Raw genomic sequence first — 16,801 nt, forward strand, 5'->3', positions numbered from 1 at the left:
CGGTTATGCTGACGAAACAGACGCCGCTCGGCATCTATGAAAAAGCGCTCCCCGGAGGGGAGTGCTGGCGGGAAAGACTGCTGCTGGCGAATACGCTTGGCTTTGATTTCGTGGAAATGTCGGTGGATGAAACCGACGCGCGGCTGGCCCGTCTCGACTGGAGCCGCGAGCAGCGTTTAGCGCTGATCGCCGCCATAGCGGAAACCGGCGTACGGGTGCCGTCGATGTGCCTTAGCGCGCACCGCCGCTTCCCGCTCGGCAGTGAAGACGACGATGTTCGCCGCCAGGGGCTGGAGATCATGCGTAAAGCCATCCAGTTTGCTCAGGATATTGGCATTCGCGTTATCCAACTGGCGGGCTATGACGTGTACTACCAGCAGGCGAACGACGAGACGCGCCGCCGCTTCCGCGACGGGCTGAAAGAGAGCGTTGAAATGGCGAGCCGCGCGCAGGTGACGCTGGCGATGGAGATCATGGATTATCCATTGATGAACTCCATCAGCAAGGCGCTGGGCTATGCGCATTATCTTAATAACCCGTGGTTTCAACTCTACCCGGATATCGGCAACCTGTCGGCCTGGGATAACGATGTGCAGATGGAGCTGCAGGCCGGTATAGGGCACATTGTGGCCGTGCACGTGAAGGACACGAAACCCGGCGTCTTCAAGAACGTGCCGTTTGGCGAAGGGGTTGTCGATTTTGAACGTTGCTTCAGTACGCTGCGGGAGAGTGGCTATTGCGGGCCGTATCTGATTGAGATGTGGAGCGAAACGGCGGCCGATCCGATTGCCGAAGTAGCGAAAGCGCGCGACTGGGTCAAAGCGCGGATGGCCCGCGCCGGGCTGGTGGAGGCGGCATGATGCAAACGTTGAAACAGCAGGTCTTTGAGGCAAACATGGATTTGCCGCGTTATGGGCTGGTGACCTTCACCTGGGGCAACGTCAGCGCTATCGATCGTCAGCGTGGTCTTGTCGTGATTAAGCCCAGCGGCGTGGCGTATGAGACGATGTGCGTGGATGACATGGTCGTGGTCGACCTTGAGGGCATCGTTGTGGAAGGGGCGTTCCGGCCTTCCTCTGATACCGCAACGCATCTGGCGCTGTATCGTCGCTTCCCATCGCTTGGCGGTATTGTGCATACTCACTCGACTCACGCTACGGCCTGGGCCCAGGCCGGTCTGGCAATCCCGGCACTCGGGACCACCCACGCTGATTATTTCTTTGGCGATATTCCTTGCACCCGCGGGCTGAGTGAAGCGGAAGTGCAGGGCGATTATGAAGGCAATACCGGCAAGGTGATCATCGAAACATTGGGTGACGGCGAGCCCATGCATACGCCGGGCGTGGTGGTATACCAACACGGCCCGTTTGCCTGGGGTAAAGATGCACACGACGCGGTACACAATGCGGTGGTGATGGAAGAAGTGGCGAGAATGGCGTGGATCGCGCGCGGGATTAACCCCGGCTTACAGCCTATCGATGCTTATCTGATGAATAAACACTTCATGCGCAAACACGGCCCTGACGCCTACTATGGGCAGTAATAGGCGACGATACGTGTATCATATAGTGCTCCGGGATTTGTACGCCTTCGGGATGTTACTGGTCTGATTCCGGAGCCTTTTTGATACTTCGCCCCCGGGCGGAGGCGAAGCGTTGGGAACGGGGCTAGCGGTACAGCGCTGCGCTGGCGTGGATTAACCCGCCGCTGCCCGGCTCATGCACCAGGATAGGCTGGAAGAATTTTGCCCCCTGGGCGTCGCTCTCCTGACTGAGCGCCTGGTCGGCCTCTTGCTCAGTGGCGATATTGTGGTTGATATAGATAACCCCCAGGCTGTGGACATCGTCCATGTTACGCGCCTGATGGCTATCGATCTTAATGGCGGCCTGTGCGCTAACGCTAACCAGTAGCATCGCGATGGCGGCAAAAATGATATTTTTCATACGCAACTCCTGACTCACGGTCCTGATGGGGTAATCGGCTCTCCTGTGTCTATGGGGGGCTTCTGATTAAAGTGTAACCACTCTTTCGCAGAGGTATCACGACCATTTCTGATGCTGTCGTTCAAAAAAATGCATCATCCGCTACTGTTCAATTTTAAATCACTAACTTAGGTGTGCTTCACGCTTTGTGCGAATTTTTGCGCAATTAACTTGAGTTTCTGGGGGGGCGCAAGTATTATGACGCGTCAATTTTTCAGCCGCCCTTTAACACGTTCCTTGCCTCCATGGGCCGCGGCTGACCCAGACAGGAGGCTGAATAATCCGTAAGGAGCAATTCGATGCGTCATTACGAAATCGTTTTTATGGTCCATCCTGACCAGAGCGAACAGGTTCCGGGCATGATCGAGCGTTACTCTGCTGCCATCACTGGTGCAGAAGGCAAGATCCACCGTCTGGAAGACTGGGGCCGCCGTCAGCTGGCTTATCCGATCAACAAACTGCACAAAGCTCACTACGTTCTGCTGAACGTTGAAGCACCGCAGGAAGTTATCGATGAGCTGGAAACTACTTTCCGCTTCAACGATGCCGTTATCCGCAGCATGGTTATGCGTACTAAACACGCTGTTACTGAAGCATCTCCGATGGTTAAAGCGAAAGACGAGCGTCGTGAACGTCGCGATGATTTCGCTAACGAAACCGCAGATGATGCTGAAGCTGGGGATTCTGAAGAGTAATTTCTGATGACCAACCGTCTGGTGTTGTCCGGCACCGTGTGCAGGATGCCCCTTCGAAAGGTCAGTCCATCAGGAATTCCTCATTGCCAGTTCGTGCTTGAGCATCGTTCTGTGCAGGAGGAAGCCGGGTTTCACCGGCAGGCGTGGTGCCAAATGCCTGTAATAATCAGCGGGCAGGAAAACCAAGCCATTACTCACAGTATAACGGTCGGTAGCGCAGTCACCGTGCAGGGCTTTATCTGTTGCCACAAAGCAAAGAATGGCCTGAGCAAAATGGTACTGCATGCCGAGCAGATTGAATTGATAGATTCTGGAGACTAGCCATATGGCACGTTATTTCCGTCGTCGCAAGTTCTGCCGTTTCACCGCGGAAGGCGTTCAAGAGATCGACTATAAAGATATCGCTACGCTGAAAAACTACATCACCGAAAGCGGTAAGATTGTCCCAAGCCGTATCACCGGTACCCGTGCAAAATATCAGCGTCAGCTGGCTCGCGCTATCAAACGCGCTCGCTACCTGTCCCTGCTGCCGTACACTGATCGTCATCAGTAATCGGTCACGGTCCATTAATACGACTTTGAGAGGATAAGGTAATGCAAGTTATTCTGCTTGATAAAGTAGCAAACCTGGGTAGCCTGGGTGATCAGGTTAACGTTAAAGCGGGCTACGCTCGTAACTTCCTGGTCCCGCAGGGTAAAGCTGTTCCTGCTACCAAGAAAAACGTTGAATTCTTCGAAGCACGCCGCGCTGAACTGGAAGCTAAACTGGCTGACGTTCTGACCGCTGCTAACGCACGTGCTGAAGCAATCAACGCACTGGAATCCGTAACCATCGCGTCTAAAGCTGGCGACGAAGGTAAACTGTTCGGTTCCATCGGTACTCGCGACATCGCTGACGCTGTTACTGCAGCAGGCGTTAAAGTTGCTAAGAGCGAAGTTCGTCTGCCGAACGGCGTTCTGCGTACCACTGGTGAGCACGAAGTGGACTTCCAGGTTCACAGCGAAGTGTTCGCTAAAGTTATCATCAACGTTGTTGCTGAGTAATCTGCAACCCACGTTTTGATAACAACAAATCGCCGGCCTCGTGCCGGCGTTTTGCTTTTTTGGCCCACCGCTTTTCAACTGGCTATCTTTCATCCTTTTGGCGATAATCTAAAAATTAAAACAATATTTTAATTTTTGGTGAAAGAATGGAAACTCTCCGCCAGCATCCGCTATTTTCCCGCAAGAACATCGTTTATCTCTGTGCCGCATTCTGCTGTCTGCTGTGGGGGAGCGCCTATCCTGCCATCAAGAGCGGGTATGAGCTGTTCCAGATCGCCGCCGACGACATCCCGACCAAAATCGTTTTTGCCGGCTACCGCTTCCTCTTCGCCGGCATGCTGCTGTTGCTGCTGGCCATGGCACAGCGCAAACCGATTGCCCGATTAACCCCGCGGCAGTTTGGCCAACTGACGCTGCTGGGTTTGACGCAGACTTCGCTACAGTACATCTTTTTCTACATTGGCCTCGCCTTCACCACCGGGGTGAAAGGCTCGATCATGAACGCCACCGGCACTTTCTTCAGCGTGCTGCTGGCGCACTTTATCTACCAGAACGATAAGCTCAGCTATAACAAGACGCTCGGCTGTATTCTCGGCTTTGCCGGGGTGATGGTGGTGAATTTTAATAGCGGCCTGCTGGATTTCAGCTTTAGCCTGTTGGGCGACGGTTCGGTGGTGCTGGCGGCGTTTATTCTGTCGGCGGCGTCGCTGTACGGTAAACGTATTTCGCAGACGGTCGATCCAACGGTGATGACCGGCTACCAGTTGGCGATCGGCGGCCTGGCGCTGGTGGTAGGGGGGTATCTGAGCGGCGGTACGCTGACCTTCCACGGTCTCCCATCGGTGGCGATTCTTGGTTATCTGACGCTGCTTTCATCGGTTGCGTTTGCGCTGTGGAGTATTCTGCTCAAGTACAACCGGGTGGGGATGATTGCGCCGTTTAACTTCCTGATCCCGGTGTCGGGCTCCGTGCTGTCGGCGATTTTTCTGGGCGAAAACATTCTGGAATGGAAATACGCGATCGCGCTGGTGCTGGTCTGTTCCGGGATTTGGTGGGTGAATAAGGTGAAGCGGTAATGCCTGATGGCGCTGCGCTTATCAGGCCTGCGTTCACGGTTTTGGTAGGCCGGATAAGGCAAAGCCGCCATCCGGCTCTCTACATGATTAACGTGCGCGAATAAAGCTACCGTCCTGCTGACGGGTAAACAGCACCTGCCCGTTGTCGGATTCGATGGTCAGCCCGGTGACCACGCCGTTGGCGTTCTTACGAATCTGCACTTTCTGGCCATTTTTCAAGTTGCTCAACGGCTTGCCCGCGCCTTCAACCTGCGCCATCGCGTAGACATCGGTCGGCGGCAGATTATTGTCACGGAACAGCTGCGCCAGCGTTTTGCCGGCCTCTACCTGATAGGTGCGCCATTCGTTGCCGCTGCTGCGGCTTTCCTGGTACGGCTGAGTGCGCGGCGCAGGAGCCTGTTCGCTCGGCTGCTCATCCTGAATCGGCTCTGGCGCGACCGGTGCGACCTGGTCCGGATCGCTCGACGGCGTAATCAGCTGGGCATGCAGCGGCTGCGCATCCGGCTGCGGCTGCGATTGTGACTGGAAGTCCAGCTGCGCACTACGGCTGACCGGTGCGACCGGCGTGTCGTCAGCGGAAGGCAACAAGAAGCCCACAATGACGGCCAGAGCAGCGATAATCACGCCACGACGGTGCGCGAGCGGCAGCGGATCCAGGATGCGAAGGTTGTCCGGCGCATGCCAGATTTTCTCCAGCAAAGGTTTTAATTCAAATCTCCCGGGCATGGCTTTCCTCCTGCTCCGTGTCATTGCTATCCATTATAGATAACTGCCTGATGAACGTGGCAAAGCGTATGTTCATCATATCCTATGGGCTTAGCGTATTGTTTCTTTTTCCCGGCAATTTGTCATCTTTCCTGACACAAAGTTTTACCCTGTGCGGCGCGGCTGCTATGCTGCCCGCTACTTTATACCCGAAGAAAGGAAAGACGATGGCCACCCCGACTTTTGACACCATTGAAGCACAGGCAAGCTACGGCATTGGCCTGCAGGTAGGACAGCAGCTGAGCGAGTCCGGTTTGCAGGGTTTACTGCCGGAAGCGCTGGTTGCCGGTATCGCCGATGCGCTGGAAGGCAAACAGCCGGCTGTGCCGGTTGACGTTGTTCATCGCGCGCTGCGTGAAATTCATGAACGTGCTGACGCGGTGCGTCGCGAGCGTTTTGCCGCAATGGCGGAAGATGGCGTGAAATACCTGGAAGAAAACCGTGAGAAAGAAGGCGTGAACAGCACCGAATCCGGCCTGCAGTTCCGCTTACTGACTCAGGGTGAAGGCCCGATCCCGGCGCGTACCGACCACGTTCGCGTACACTACACCGGTAAACTGATCGATGGCACCGTGTTTGATAGCTCCGTCGCGCGCGGCGAACCGGCTGAGTTCCCGGTTAACGGCGTTATCGCAGGCTGGATCGAAGCGCTGACCCTGATGCCGGTTGGCTCGAAGTGGGAACTGACTATCCCTCACAGCCTGGCCTACGGCGAGCGCGGCGCGGGTGCCTCCATTCCGCCGTTCAGCACCCTGGTCTTCGAGGTTGAGCTGCTGGAAATCCTGTAAGCCCTGCCTTTGTCCTCTCTCCATTGGGGGAGAGGGCACAAAATTCTTAAGTTTGATATATCCTGGGATTTTATCTTGCAAATGGCGCTGTTGCGTGTATTTTTGTGAGCTGTTTCCCATTGGTGAGGTGATATAACACTCACTTTAAACATATAATTAACATTATATTTAAATCATAGTATTCATCCCTCCGATTCTTACCTAATATCGAGACATCCTATAGATGGGATCGTCTTGCATGACGACATAAAGGGCCAGTAGAGCCCGCACAACACAGACAGAAACAACAGGAAGAAAATCACATGGTTGATCAGATAAAAGTCGCTACTGCCGCAGAGCAGGAGCCGGCTGAACAGTCGCTACGGCGCAACCTTACTAACCGGCATATTCAGCTGATTGCCATCGGTGGGGCCATCGGCACCGGGCTGTTTATGGGCTCCGGAAAAACAATCAGTCTCGCGGGGCCGTCGATCATTTTCGTTTATATGATCATCGGCTTTATGCTGTTCTTCGTGATGCGCGCAATGGGCGAGCTGCTGCTGTCCAATCTGGAATATAAGTCGTTCAGCGATTTTGCCGCCGATCTGCTCGGTCCGTGGGCAGGCTACTTTACCGGCTGGACCTACTGGTTCTGCTGGGTGGTGACCGGCATGGCGGACGTGGTGGCGATCACCGCCTACGCCCAATTCTGGTTCCCCGGGCTCTCCGACTGGGTTGCCTCGCTGGCAGTCGTGCTGCTGTTGCTGGGCCTCAACCTCGCTACCGTGAAGATGTTTGGCGAGATGGAGTTCTGGTTTGCGATGATTAAAATCGTCGCTATTGTGGCGCTGATTGTCGTTGGCCTGGTGATGGTGATGATGCACTTCAAATCGCCGACCGGCGTCGAAGCGTCGTTCGCCCACCTGTGGAACGACGGCGGCTGGTTCCCGAAAGGTATCAGCGGTTTCTTTGCCGGCTTCCAGATAGCGGTGTTTGCCTTCGTGGGTATTGAGCTGGTGGGGACCACCGCCGCAGAAACCAAAGATCCGGAAAAATCGCTGCCGCGCGCGATTAACTCCATTCCGATTCGTATCATCATGTTCTACGTCTTCGCGCTGATCGTCATTATGTCGGTGACGCCGTGGAGCTCCGTGGTGCCGGATAAGAGCCCGTTCGTTGAGCTGTTCATGCTGGTCGGTCTGCCGGCGGCGGCGAGCATCATCAACTTTGTCGTGCTGACCTCCGCCACTTCATCTGCTAACAGCGGCGTGTTCTCTACCAGCCGTATGCTGTTCGGCCTGGCGCAGGATGGCGTGGCGCCGAGCCTGTTTGCCAAGCTGTCTAAACGTGCGGTACCGGCGAAAGGGCTGACCTTCTCCTGTATCTGTCTGTTGGGCGGCGTCGTTATGCTGATGGTGAACCCTAGCGTCATTGCGGCCTTCACCATGATCACCACCGTATCGGCGATTCTGTTTATGTTCGTCTGGACGATTATCCTGTGCTCTTACCTGGTGTACCGTAAACAGCGCCCGCATCTGCACGAATCCTCAAAGTACAAAATGCCGCTGGGCAAAGTGATGTGCTGGGTGTGCATGGCGTTCTTCGCCTTCGTACTGGTGCTGCTGACGCTGGAAGCGGATACCCGCGAAGCGCTGATGGTAACGCCGATTTGGTTTATCGTGCTGGGCCTGGGCTGGATGTTCCTGCGTAAGAACAAGCTGGCTAAGTAATCAAATTCCCCCCTAACCCTCTACCCAACGAGGTGAGGGGAAACGACACAAAGCGCCCATCGTGGCGCTTTCTTTATTTTTGAGCCCCGCCTCGTAGCCCCACTTTTCGCAACGTGCTAACGTCCCCGCCACAAACGGATAGCGTATGGAGATGAAATGCGTCAGAGAACGATTGTCTGCCCGGTGATTCAAAACGAGGGCGAATACCTGCTGTGTAAAATGGCCGATGACCGCGGCGTTTTTCCCGGCCAGTGGGCGATTTCCGGCGGCGGGATGGAGCCGGGCGAAACCATGGAAGAGGCGCTGAGACGCGAAATTGGTGAAGAGCTGGGCGAAGCGCTGGAGATTACCGAGGTGAAGCCATGGACCTTCCGCGATGACGTGCGGGTAAAAACCTACGCCGACGGAACGACCGAACAGATCTATATGATTTATCTTATCTTTGACTGCGTGAGCGCCAACCGGGATATCACTTTCAATGAAGAATTTCAGGCGATCGCCTGGGTGAAACCCGAAGCGCTGGCCGACATGGACCTGAACGTGGCGACGCGGGAAACCTTCCGCCAGAAAGGGCTGCTGTAATAGAAAACGCCTCCCGCAAGGAGAGGCGCTGAGTCATCTTATTCGCCTTTGAGCGCGCGTGGGAACAGCACGTTGTTTTCGAGGCTGATGTGCTCCATCAGATCGTCGATCATTTCGTTAATGCCGTTATACATTGCTTTCCAGGTGGTGCAGGCTTCCGGCGGAATGGTGACGTTATTGGTGGTGTGCTTAATCACTTCCAGCAGTTCGCCCGCTTCGTCATGTTCGCTTTCCATCACGCTGATAGGCCCCATTGCCTGGCTGCCCATGCCCTGCTTAATCATCGGGAACAGGATCTGCTCTTCTTTCATCATATGGCTGGACAGTTCCTGGTGCAGCATGGTCAGGTATTTTGCCAGGCCTTTAGGCACGTTCGGTTTGTCGGCGTGAACGCGTTCCACTTTGGTCGCTTGTAAAATCAGCTCCGGCAGCTGTTCACGGTGTCTGTCGTGGTAGCGCGGGATGATGTAATCGATGATTTCGGCAAGGGATGCGGTGCGCCAGTCTTTCTCAACCGGCTGCTCGGCCAGTTTTGCCAGTTCGGCTTCAATCACGTCGACGTCCAGTTCCTTGCGGGCGGCTGCGCGAGCCAGCGTTTGCTTACCGCCGCAGCAGTAATCCATATCATATTTACGGAACAGCGCGGATGCGCGCGGGATGGAGAGCGCCAGCTCGCCTAAAGGTTGGTCGCGAAAGGCCATAGCAGTTACCTCGTCATCAATAATATAAGATGTATTTTAAATGCATCTTTACAGCAAGGATATACCCCTTTATGGGGAGCGGATATAGGTGATGGCCGTCACAAAAAATTATTGTGCCTTTAACGTGCTGAATCTTATTGATAATCATGCTGGTAGGACCTGAATCGATTAAATAACCCCGCTGGGCTGCCGATAGTGAGACTTCAGACCACCTGCACAAAAAGGCAAATGATGTTTAAACGAATAAAAGTGATTACCGTACTGATTGTCGTGCTGGTCGCGCTGGGCGCGATGCAGCTGATATCAGCGGGCGTATTTGTACGCGCGCTGAATAACGACAAGCAGAACTTTACCGTCTCGCAGCTCTCCAGCCAGAACGTGGCCGAGTTTACCGATGCGTGGATTAGCCTTAACCAGGCACGTGTGACCCTGAACCGTGGCATGCTGCGCCTGCAGGGGACGATGGCAAGTAGCGTCAACGGCGGGGAGCTGAAAACGCTGGTGGATACGGCGAACAACCTGTTGGCAGAGGCTAAACGCCACTACGACAAATATTACGCGCTGCCGGAAACGCCGGGGTTGAATAGCCATCTCTCGGACAGCCTTGAGAAGCAATACGGCATCTACTCCGCGACGCTGGCGCGCATGAACGAACTGCTGGCAGAGGGCAAGCTGGAAGAGATGTTCAAGCAAAACGCCGAACAGAAACAGCAGGCCATGCAGGCGGTGTACCAGGAGTGGCGTGCGGCACAGGCATCGTTGACCAACGCTGGCATCCAACAGAACGAAAGCGACTATGTGCGTATTATGTGGACCCTGGGCGCCATTATGCTGCTGGTTGTGGTGGTCATCGTGATGAGCTGGGTCGCGATGCAACGCGTGCTGCTCAAGCCGCTGCATAAGGTGATGGCGCATATCCGCCATATTGCCGAAGGCGATCTGACCAACAACATCAATACCGAAGGCAGTAACGAAATGGCGCTGCTGGCACGTAACGTCAACGACATGCAGCAGTCGTTGGCGAATACGGTGGGCGTGGTGCGCGAAGGCGCCGACACCATCTATACCGGCGCGGGTGAAATTTCCGCAGGCAGCAACGATCTCTCTTCGCGGACCGAGCAGCAGGCGGCATCGCTGGAAGAGACGGCGGCCAGCATGGAGCAGCTCACCGCGACGGTGAAACAAAATGCCGACAACGCGCGTCAGGCGACGCAGCTGGCGCAGAATGCCTCCGAGACCGCGCAGAAGGGCGGTAACGTGGTCGACGGCGTGGTGCGAACGATGGATGAAATCGCTGCCAGTTCCAGCAAAATCGCACAAATTACCAACGTGATCGATGGCATTGCCTTCCAGACCAACATTCTGGCGCTGAACGCGGCGGTGGAAGCCGCCCGCGCCGGTGAACAGGGTCGTGGTTTTGCGGTGGTGGCAGGCGAAGTCCGCACGCTGGCGCAGCGCAGCGCCCAGGCGGCAAAAGAAATTAAGGGATTGATTGATGACTCGGGCAACCGCGTCAACGCCGGCTCCGCGCTGGTGCACGAGGCCGGAGAGACGATGGCTGAGATCGTGAATGCGGTAACCCGCGTGAGCGATATTATGGGCGAAATTGCCTCCGCTTCCGATGAGCAGAGCCGCGGCATCGATCAGGTCGGCCAGGCGGTCGCCGAGATGGATCGCGTGACTCAGCAAAACGCCTCGCTGGTGGAAGAGTCTGCCAGCGCCGCCGCCGCGCTGGAAGAACAGGCCGCGCGTCTGAATCAAACCGTGGCGGTGTTTAAAATCAGCCGCCAGCAGACGATGCAGAAAACACCGGTGAAAAGAACGTCCGCACCAGCGGCTAAATCGGCGCCGCTGACCGAAGCAAACTGGGAAACGTTCTAAGGCCCAGCATCAAAGACCGGCATGAGTGCCGGTCCTTGATTGCCGGATGGCGGCGTAAACGCCTTATCGGGCCTATATTAATCGTGCAGGCCCGATAGGCAAGCGCCATCAGGCATCACCTGAAATCGGCACCACCGCCGGTTTCTGCGGTTTTGACCGAACCGCGATGACGACCCCAATCACCAATAACGTTATTCCACTCAGCGTTAATATCGGCGGCATCTCCTGGCGCAGCAGGAAGGTGTAAAGCAGCCCCGCCAGCGTTTCAAAAACAATCAGCGGCCCGAGGATCACCGTCGGCAGCCGCTGACTCGCCACGTTCCAGCATAGCGCGCCCACCCATGAACAGAGTACGGCGATGGCGATCATCAGGCCGATAAATACCGTCGGACGCGGACCGAAAGGCAGTGCGAAATCGGGCGTCTGAGCGTGTAGCCACAGGCAGGCCGCAACGTAGCCGAACAGCGAAACCGGTAGCGTCACCAGCGCCTGTGCGGTGGCCCACATAAGCGGCGGCTGATGCGGATTTTCCCGCAGCCAGCGGGCGTTACGCAGCGCATACCACGCCCAGCACACCACCGACACCGTCGCCAGCGCAATGCCTGAGCCATAGCGCCATCCGCTAAAGTCCGGCAGGCCCTGACGCAGCTCGGCCACGTTGACGCACAGCAGTCCGCTCGCAATCAGCACCAGCGCAGGCATCAGGCGTAGCCAGGACAGCCTGCCGTCGCGCTGGCTATACAGCAGGTTGGCGAAAATGGGGATCACTACCGGCAGGGTAGCAATAATCATTGTGGAAACGGGCGCGCCGGTCCGCTGAATCGCGCTGGCGAGACACACATAATAGATAAGGTTGCCAACCAGGGTGAGCGCCAGCGCCGTCCACCAATCCTGGCGCGTGAGCTGGCGTAAACGGGCGCGGCCGAGCCAGGCCAACAGCAGGGCAATCAGCCCGAGCGCCAGATAGCGCCCCATCGACTGCAAGACAGCCGGATAATCCGGCACGATAAGCGGTCCGACAAAAATCAGTCCCCACATTAAACCGGCTAACAGGGCGTACAGCACACCGCTAATCATCATCACATCCTGATATGTTAAACATGCGCAAAGTGTAGGAGGTGAAGCGCGCGGCGTATTGTATGAGATTGCTGATTAGCGACGGATCACTTGTTTTTGGTAACGCACCGGGGTTATGCCGTAGCGCTGGGTGAAGGCGCGGGTCAGATGCGACTGATCGGTGAGCCCGGTCGCGGCGGCAACGGCGGCGGCGGGCATGCCGTGGGTGAGAAATTCTTTTGCTCGCCACAGGCGCACCGCCATCAGCATCTGGTGCGGCGTAACGTGAAAATGGGCTTTAAACTGACGCTGGAAGTGCCACGGACTGAGCGCCGCGACGCCCGCTAATTCATCAAGGGTAATGGGATGCATGTAGTTGTCGTAAAGATAATCGCGTACGCGGGCAAAGCGATGGACGGCTTCTGTTCGCACAGGGGCGTGGCAGGCGAGCGGTCGGAAGGTGTCGATCATCTCCAGCAGCAGGCCTTTCTGTGCCAGCGGATCGTCGGTATGCCACAGGGCGTGGATTTGGCGGCCAATCAGCAAAGAACGCTGCGGATCGTGGCGGGTGGCATCGGCAAACCACCAATGGCGGATACCGGTCACTTCCTCAAGCAGATCGGGCTGCAGATAAATCATCCGATAGCGCCATCCGTCGGCGGTTTCCGCCTCGCCGGTATGCAGCTCGTCGGGGTTCATGGTCACCACTGAATGAACGGGGGCGACGTGCTGGCTGCCGCGGTAGCGGAAACGCTCGGCCCCGGCCTCAATGACGCCAATGCCGAAGGCTTCGTGAGTGTGGGGTTCAAAGGCATAGCGCGAAATATGCGCATGGTACAGCTCGACACCCGGCACCTGCGCCAGGTGGCGAAAGCGCGCGCTGTCTTTCTCGTCGCTGAACTGTTCCGGTACACCTTGCACGTTAAACTCCCCCTGGGCCCTCTTTGTATTATCCGAGATGACCCGTGGGGGCGCTACCCTCTTTAACGATTATTTAACGCTTACAGCAGGTCTTTGACGCTGTCGGCAAGCGAGGTGGTCGGGCGACCAATCAGCGTGCTCAGGGTATGGCTGTCGTCAAACAGACCGCCTTTGGCGGCGCCGATATCTGAGTCAGCCAGCATATCCGCCAGCCCGGCAGGCAGGCCTACGCTCTTCAGCGCCGCAGCGAAATCGGCCTGGCCCAGGTTCTGGTAAACCACGTTTTTGCCGCTCTGTTTGGCCAGTTCGGCGGCCAGCTCGCTGAGCGTCCAGCCGTTATCGCCCGCAAGTTCATACACTTTTCCTGCGTGGCCGTCTTCCGTCATCACGCGTGCGGCGGCGGCGGCGTAGTCTGCGCGGGTCGCAGAGGCAATTTTGCCTTCACCGGCTGCGCCGATAAACACGCCATGCTCCAGGGCTGCCGGCGCGCTGGCCAGATAGTTTTCGGTATACCAGCCGTTACGCAGCAGGGCATAAGGGATACCGGAATCGGCCAGCATTTTTTCGGTTTCAATGTGTTCGACGGCGAGGCCTAGCGGTGAAGTGTCGGCATGCAGCAGGCTGGTGTAGGCAATGAATTTAACGCCCGCCGCCTTTGCCGCCTTGATGATATTACGGTGCTGCGGCGCACGCTGGCCGACTTCGCTGGAGGAGATAATCAGCAGCTTCTCGACGCCCTGTAGCGCCTGCGTTAGCGCGGTTTCGTCGCCGTAGTCGGCCTGGCGTACGCTAACCCCCTGCTGGCTCAGCGCGGCGGCTTTCGCCGGGTTACGAACAACGGCAACCAATTGTGCGGCGGCGGTGGTGTTAAGCAGGTTGGCAATCACGTGTTGGCCCAGCTGGCCGGTGGCTCCGGTAATGGCGATCATGGGTATTCTCCTTCGTGTTCATCGGGTGTTGTGGTAAGCTAACACCATAACTAACTTTTAGTAAGTACGTACAAAAAGGTAAGTATGAAAGAAAGTAATGCGACCCTGACGCAAAAGATGCGCGATGGCGATCTGTTCTCGGCCAACTGCCCGTCGCGGGAGGTGCTCAAGCACGTGACCAGCCGCTGGGGCGTGCTGATTCTGGTGGCGCTGCGTGAGGGTACGCACCGCTTTAGCGATCTGCGCCGGAAAATGGGCGGCGTCAGCGAAAAAATGCTCGCCCAGTCGCTTCAGGCTCTGGAGCAGGACGGCTTTATCAACCGCATGTCTTACCCGGTGGTGCCGCCGCACGTAGAGTATAGCCTGACACCGCTCGGCGAAGCGGTCAGTGAGAAGGTGGCGGCGCTGGCGGATTGGATTGAGGTGAATTTGCCGCAGGTGATGGCGCAGCAGATCCCGGCGTGAGCGTCCTGTCCCGGTGAGGTTTTTGCCGGATGGCGGCAGCGCCTTATCCGGCCTGAAGAGTAGGCCGGGCAAGGCGTAGCCGTCACCCGGTACGGTTTTTACTTGCTCAAATCCAGCTGATAAATAGCAAAGCCAATATCATCGGTGGCGACCTGCTTCATCGGATACTGCGCTTTCTCTTTAATAAACGCCGCCGCTTTTTCTGACGGTGAGGTCTCAAAGCGAATATCCAGCTGGCTGTCGCTGTGGATAGGCGCCAGTCGCCAGTTGTTGTCCGCGGCCGGATGGATTGCGCCCGCTTTCTTCGATTCTGCGCTAATCCAGGCGGCCAGCACCGAACGGTTCTCATCCGGTGAGGCAAAAGCGATATGGCTATCGCCGGTGCCCGCGAACTTACCGCCGTAGGCGCGATAGTTGTTGGTCGCGACGAGGAACATGGCGTTCGGGTCGATCGGCTTACCGTTGAAGGTCAGATGCTTAATACGCTCGGACTGCGGGTTAATGCTCTGGCATTCGCCGTCGTAGCGGGCCGGTTGGGTCACATCAACCTGATAGTTCACGCCGTCGATAACGTCGAAGTTATAGGTGCGGAAACCGTCCCAGTTAATCAGCGACTGCGGCTTGCTGCTGTGCGGGTCAATCTGATTGAACTGCCCGGCGGAGCACTCCAGCCACTCTTTCACCTCTTTGCCGCTGGCTTTAACCACTACCAGAGTGTTGGGGTAGAGGTAAAGATCGGCAGCGTTGCGGAAGGTCAGTTGACCTTTTTCCACTTCAACATAGCTGGCCGGATCGTTCTTACGACCGCCCGCTTTGAACGGGGCAGCGGCAGACAGCACCGGCAGCTTCGCCAGGTCCGGGTCGCCCTGAATATAGTGCTCAACGTAGGCTTTTTGCGCCATGTTGACGACCTGTACGGTCGGATCGTCCTGCACCAGTGAGAGGAAACTGTACATGTTGTCGGATGATTTACCGATAGGCTTGCTGACGAACTCGCGGGTGGCGTCGTGGTCGGCCTTCAGCGCCTGCACCAACGTGTTATCTTCTGCTGCCAGTGATTTCTTGGTCGCGGCATCGTAAATCGGGCGCGCCTGTGCCTGGGCGGAGGTGACCTGCCATTTCCCACTGTCGTTATTCAGCACCAGATCGACAACGCCGAGGTGGTCGCCCCACATGCCGGGCATCACCGCAGGAATGCCGTTGAGGGTGCCTTTGGCGATATCCGCGCCTTTGATGTCGGCAAAGTCTTTACTTGGGAACACGGCGTGGGCATGGCCGAACATGATGGCGTCAACGCCTGGCACCTGGCTTAAGTAATATACCGAGTTTTCCGCCATCGCCTGGTACGGATCGGCAGAGAGGCCGGAGTGGGCAATCACCACGACGACGTCCGCGCCGTTCGCGCGCATCTCTGGTACATAGTGGCGTGCAGTTTCAGTGATATCGTTGACCGTCACTTTACCGCTGAGGTTAGCCTTATCCCAGGTCATGATCTGTGGCGGAACAAAGCCGATATAGCCGATTTTCAGCGGATGCTTGTTGCCGTCTTTATCGGTCACTTCCGTCTCTTTGATCAGGTACGGTGTGAACATCGGCTTTTGGGTCTTAACGTCGATAATATTGGCGTTAATATAAGGGAACTTCGCGCCAGCCAGCGCTTTGTGCAGGTAATCCAGACCGTAGTTGAATTCATGGTTACCGAGGTTACCCACGGTATAGTCGAGCAGGTTCATCGCCTTGTATACCGGGTGGGTATCACCCTGTTTCAGCCCTTTCGCAGCCGCATAGTCGCCCATCGGGCTGCCCTGAATGACGTCGCCGTTATCCACCAGTACGCTATTTTTCACCTCGCTGCGGGCGGCATTGATCAGGCTCGCCGTGCGCACCAGGCCGAACTTCTCGGTCGCGGTATCTTTGTAGTAATCAAAATCCATCATATTGCTATGAAGATCGGTGGTTTCCATAATGCGGAGGTCCACCGTGGCGGCATTGACGCTGGCAGCGATCAGCGTGGCCAGAAGCGTTGCGCTAAACTTGATCATCAGAGGCATCCTTTTTATCGATCTAAGACACAGATTTAAATGTATTTGTTTTCTGTTGCTTATGAGGATGTGAATCATGCCAGAAAATCAGGATGGGAAATCGGCAGCGGTTCACAGTTATCCGGACCAATGATGGGAATAGCGAATTGCGCGGCAATACGATAT

At 56.4% G+C, this 16,801-nt stretch carries 19 protein-coding genes; 12 read left to right on the top strand and 7 right to left on the bottom strand.

Annotated elements, in window-relative coordinates:
• Positions 1–5 precede the first annotated feature (5 nt).
• Together V6942_RS19095 and V6942_RS19100 are read left to right on the top strand one after the other, a co-directional pair.
• Positions 6–860: an L-ribulose-5-phosphate 3-epimerase gene (locus V6942_RS19095; RefSeq protein WP_106927493.1), complete on the top strand. Its 855-nt coding sequence runs from the start codon at positions 6–8 to the stop codon at positions 858–860.
• On the top strand, positions 860–1,543 hold the full coding sequence (locus V6942_RS19100) for an L-ribulose-5-phosphate 4-epimerase (RefSeq protein WP_182930677.1): 684 nt from the start codon (positions 860–862) through the stop codon (positions 1,541–1,543). The genes V6942_RS19095 and V6942_RS19100 overlap by 1 nt, the downstream gene beginning before the upstream one ends.
• Positions 1,544–1,667: 124 nt before the next feature.
• Here the strand turns inward: V6942_RS19100 and V6942_RS19105 are convergent, their stop codons facing one another.
• The gene (locus V6942_RS19105; protein WP_106927495.1) at positions 1,668–1,943 is read right to left on the bottom strand and encodes a DUF1471 domain-containing protein; all 276 of its coding nucleotides are present in this window, start codon (positions 1,941–1,943) and stop codon (positions 1,668–1,670) included.
• Between the two features lie 338 nt (positions 1,944–2,281).
• Between V6942_RS19105 and rpsF the strand changes: the two genes are divergently transcribed.
• From rpsF to V6942_RS19130, 5 genes are all read left to right on the top strand, one after another.
• Positions 2,282–2,677 (top strand): 30S ribosomal protein S6, encoded by a 396-nt coding sequence (gene rpsF / locus V6942_RS19110; protein WP_042321529.1) that lies wholly within the window; start codon positions 2,282–2,284, stop codon positions 2,675–2,677.
• Between the two features lie 6 nt (positions 2,678–2,683).
• Positions 2,684–2,998, top strand: coding sequence for a primosomal replication protein N (gene priB, locus V6942_RS19115; RefSeq protein ID WP_064546888.1), 315 nt, complete (start codon positions 2,684–2,686; stop codon positions 2,996–2,998).
• 4 nt (positions 2,999–3,002) lie between these two features.
• The gene (gene rpsR, locus V6942_RS19120) at positions 3,003–3,230 is read left to right on the top strand and encodes a 30S ribosomal protein S18 (RefSeq protein WP_000135199.1); all 228 of its coding nucleotides are present in this window, start codon (positions 3,003–3,005) and stop codon (positions 3,228–3,230) included.
• A 41-nt stretch (positions 3,231–3,271) separates the two neighbouring features.
• Positions 3,272–3,721 (top strand): 50S ribosomal protein L9, encoded by a 450-nt coding sequence (rplI, locus tag V6942_RS19125; protein WP_106927499.1) that lies wholly within the window; start codon positions 3,272–3,274, stop codon positions 3,719–3,721.
• Positions 3,722–3,867: 146 nt separating this feature from the next.
• Complete coding sequence (locus V6942_RS19130) at positions 3,868–4,797, top strand: DMT family transporter (protein ID WP_182966398.1); 930 nt, start codon at positions 3,868–3,870, stop codon at positions 4,795–4,797.
• Positions 4,798–4,884: 87 nt separating this feature from the next.
• Here the strand turns inward: V6942_RS19130 and V6942_RS19135 are convergent, their stop codons facing one another.
• Positions 4,885–5,523 (bottom strand): OapA family protein, encoded by a 639-nt coding sequence (locus V6942_RS19135; RefSeq protein ID WP_106927503.1) that lies wholly within the window; start codon positions 5,521–5,523, stop codon positions 4,885–4,887.
• Positions 5,524–5,729: 206 nt separating this feature from the next.
• Between V6942_RS19135 and fklB the strand changes: the two genes are divergently transcribed.
• The 3 genes from fklB (at position 5,730) to nudI (ending at position 8,641) form a co-directional block, all read left to right on the top strand.
• A complete protein-coding gene (gene fklB / locus V6942_RS19140; RefSeq protein ID WP_333501669.1) occupies positions 5,730–6,350 on the top strand; it encodes an FKBP-type peptidyl-prolyl cis-trans isomerase in 621 nt (206 codons plus the stop codon).
• Positions 6,351–6,652: 302 nt separating this feature from the next.
• Positions 6,653–8,059, top strand: coding sequence for a D-serine/D-alanine/glycine transporter (gene cycA, locus V6942_RS19145; RefSeq protein ID WP_106927507.1), 1,407 nt, complete (start codon positions 6,653–6,655; stop codon positions 8,057–8,059).
• Positions 8,060–8,215: 156 nt separating this feature from the next.
• Positions 8,216–8,641: a nucleoside triphosphatase NudI gene (nudI, locus tag V6942_RS19150; RefSeq protein ID WP_106927509.1), complete on the top strand. Its 426-nt coding sequence runs from the start codon at positions 8,216–8,218 to the stop codon at positions 8,639–8,641.
• Between the two features lie 38 nt (positions 8,642–8,679).
• Here nudI and ytfE read toward each other — a convergent pair whose 3' ends face one another.
• A complete protein-coding gene (gene ytfE, locus V6942_RS19155; protein WP_106927511.1) occupies positions 8,680–9,342 on the bottom strand; it encodes an iron-sulfur cluster repair protein YtfE in 663 nt (220 codons plus the stop codon).
• Between the two features lie 231 nt (positions 9,343–9,573).
• On the opposite strand from ytfE, the gene V6942_RS19160 reads away from it, so the two are divergent.
• On the top strand, positions 9,574–11,223 hold the full coding sequence (locus V6942_RS19160) for a methyl-accepting chemotaxis protein (RefSeq protein WP_182968053.1): 1,650 nt from the start codon (positions 9,574–9,576) through the stop codon (positions 11,221–11,223).
• 108 nt (positions 11,224–11,331) lie between these two features.
• Here the strand turns inward: V6942_RS19160 and V6942_RS19165 are convergent, their stop codons facing one another.
• From V6942_RS19165 to V6942_RS19175, 3 genes are all read right to left on the bottom strand, one after another.
• Entirely contained in the window at positions 11,332–12,303 is a 972-nt protein-coding gene (locus tag V6942_RS19165; RefSeq protein WP_333501670.1) for a DMT family transporter, read from the bottom strand.
• A gap of 72 nt (positions 12,304–12,375) precedes the next feature.
• Complete coding sequence (locus V6942_RS19170) at positions 12,376–13,200, bottom strand: AraC family transcriptional regulator (protein WP_333501671.1); 825 nt, start codon at positions 13,198–13,200, stop codon at positions 12,376–12,378.
• Positions 13,201–13,280: 80 nt separating this feature from the next.
• Positions 13,281–14,129, bottom strand: coding sequence for an SDR family oxidoreductase (locus tag V6942_RS19175; protein WP_333501672.1), 849 nt, complete (start codon positions 14,127–14,129; stop codon positions 13,281–13,283).
• Positions 14,130–14,213: 84 nt separating this feature from the next.
• On the opposite strand from V6942_RS19175, the gene V6942_RS19180 reads away from it, so the two are divergent.
• Positions 14,214–14,594, top strand: coding sequence for a winged helix-turn-helix transcriptional regulator (locus tag V6942_RS19180; RefSeq protein WP_106927521.1), 381 nt, complete (start codon positions 14,214–14,216; stop codon positions 14,592–14,594).
• 98 nt (positions 14,595–14,692) lie between these two features.
• Here V6942_RS19180 and V6942_RS19185 read toward each other — a convergent pair whose 3' ends face one another.
• Complete coding sequence (locus tag V6942_RS19185) at positions 14,693–16,636, bottom strand: bifunctional 2',3'-cyclic-nucleotide 2'-phosphodiesterase/3'-nucleotidase (RefSeq protein WP_106927523.1); 1,944 nt, start codon at positions 16,634–16,636, stop codon at positions 14,693–14,695.
• Positions 16,637–16,801: the final 165 nt, after the last annotated feature.

Origin of the sequence: Kluyvera genomosp. 2 (genome assembly GCF_036759865.1) — a bacterium.
Taxonomy (GTDB): Bacteria; Pseudomonadota; Gammaproteobacteria; order Enterobacterales; family Enterobacteriaceae; genus Kluyvera; species Kluyvera ascorbata_B.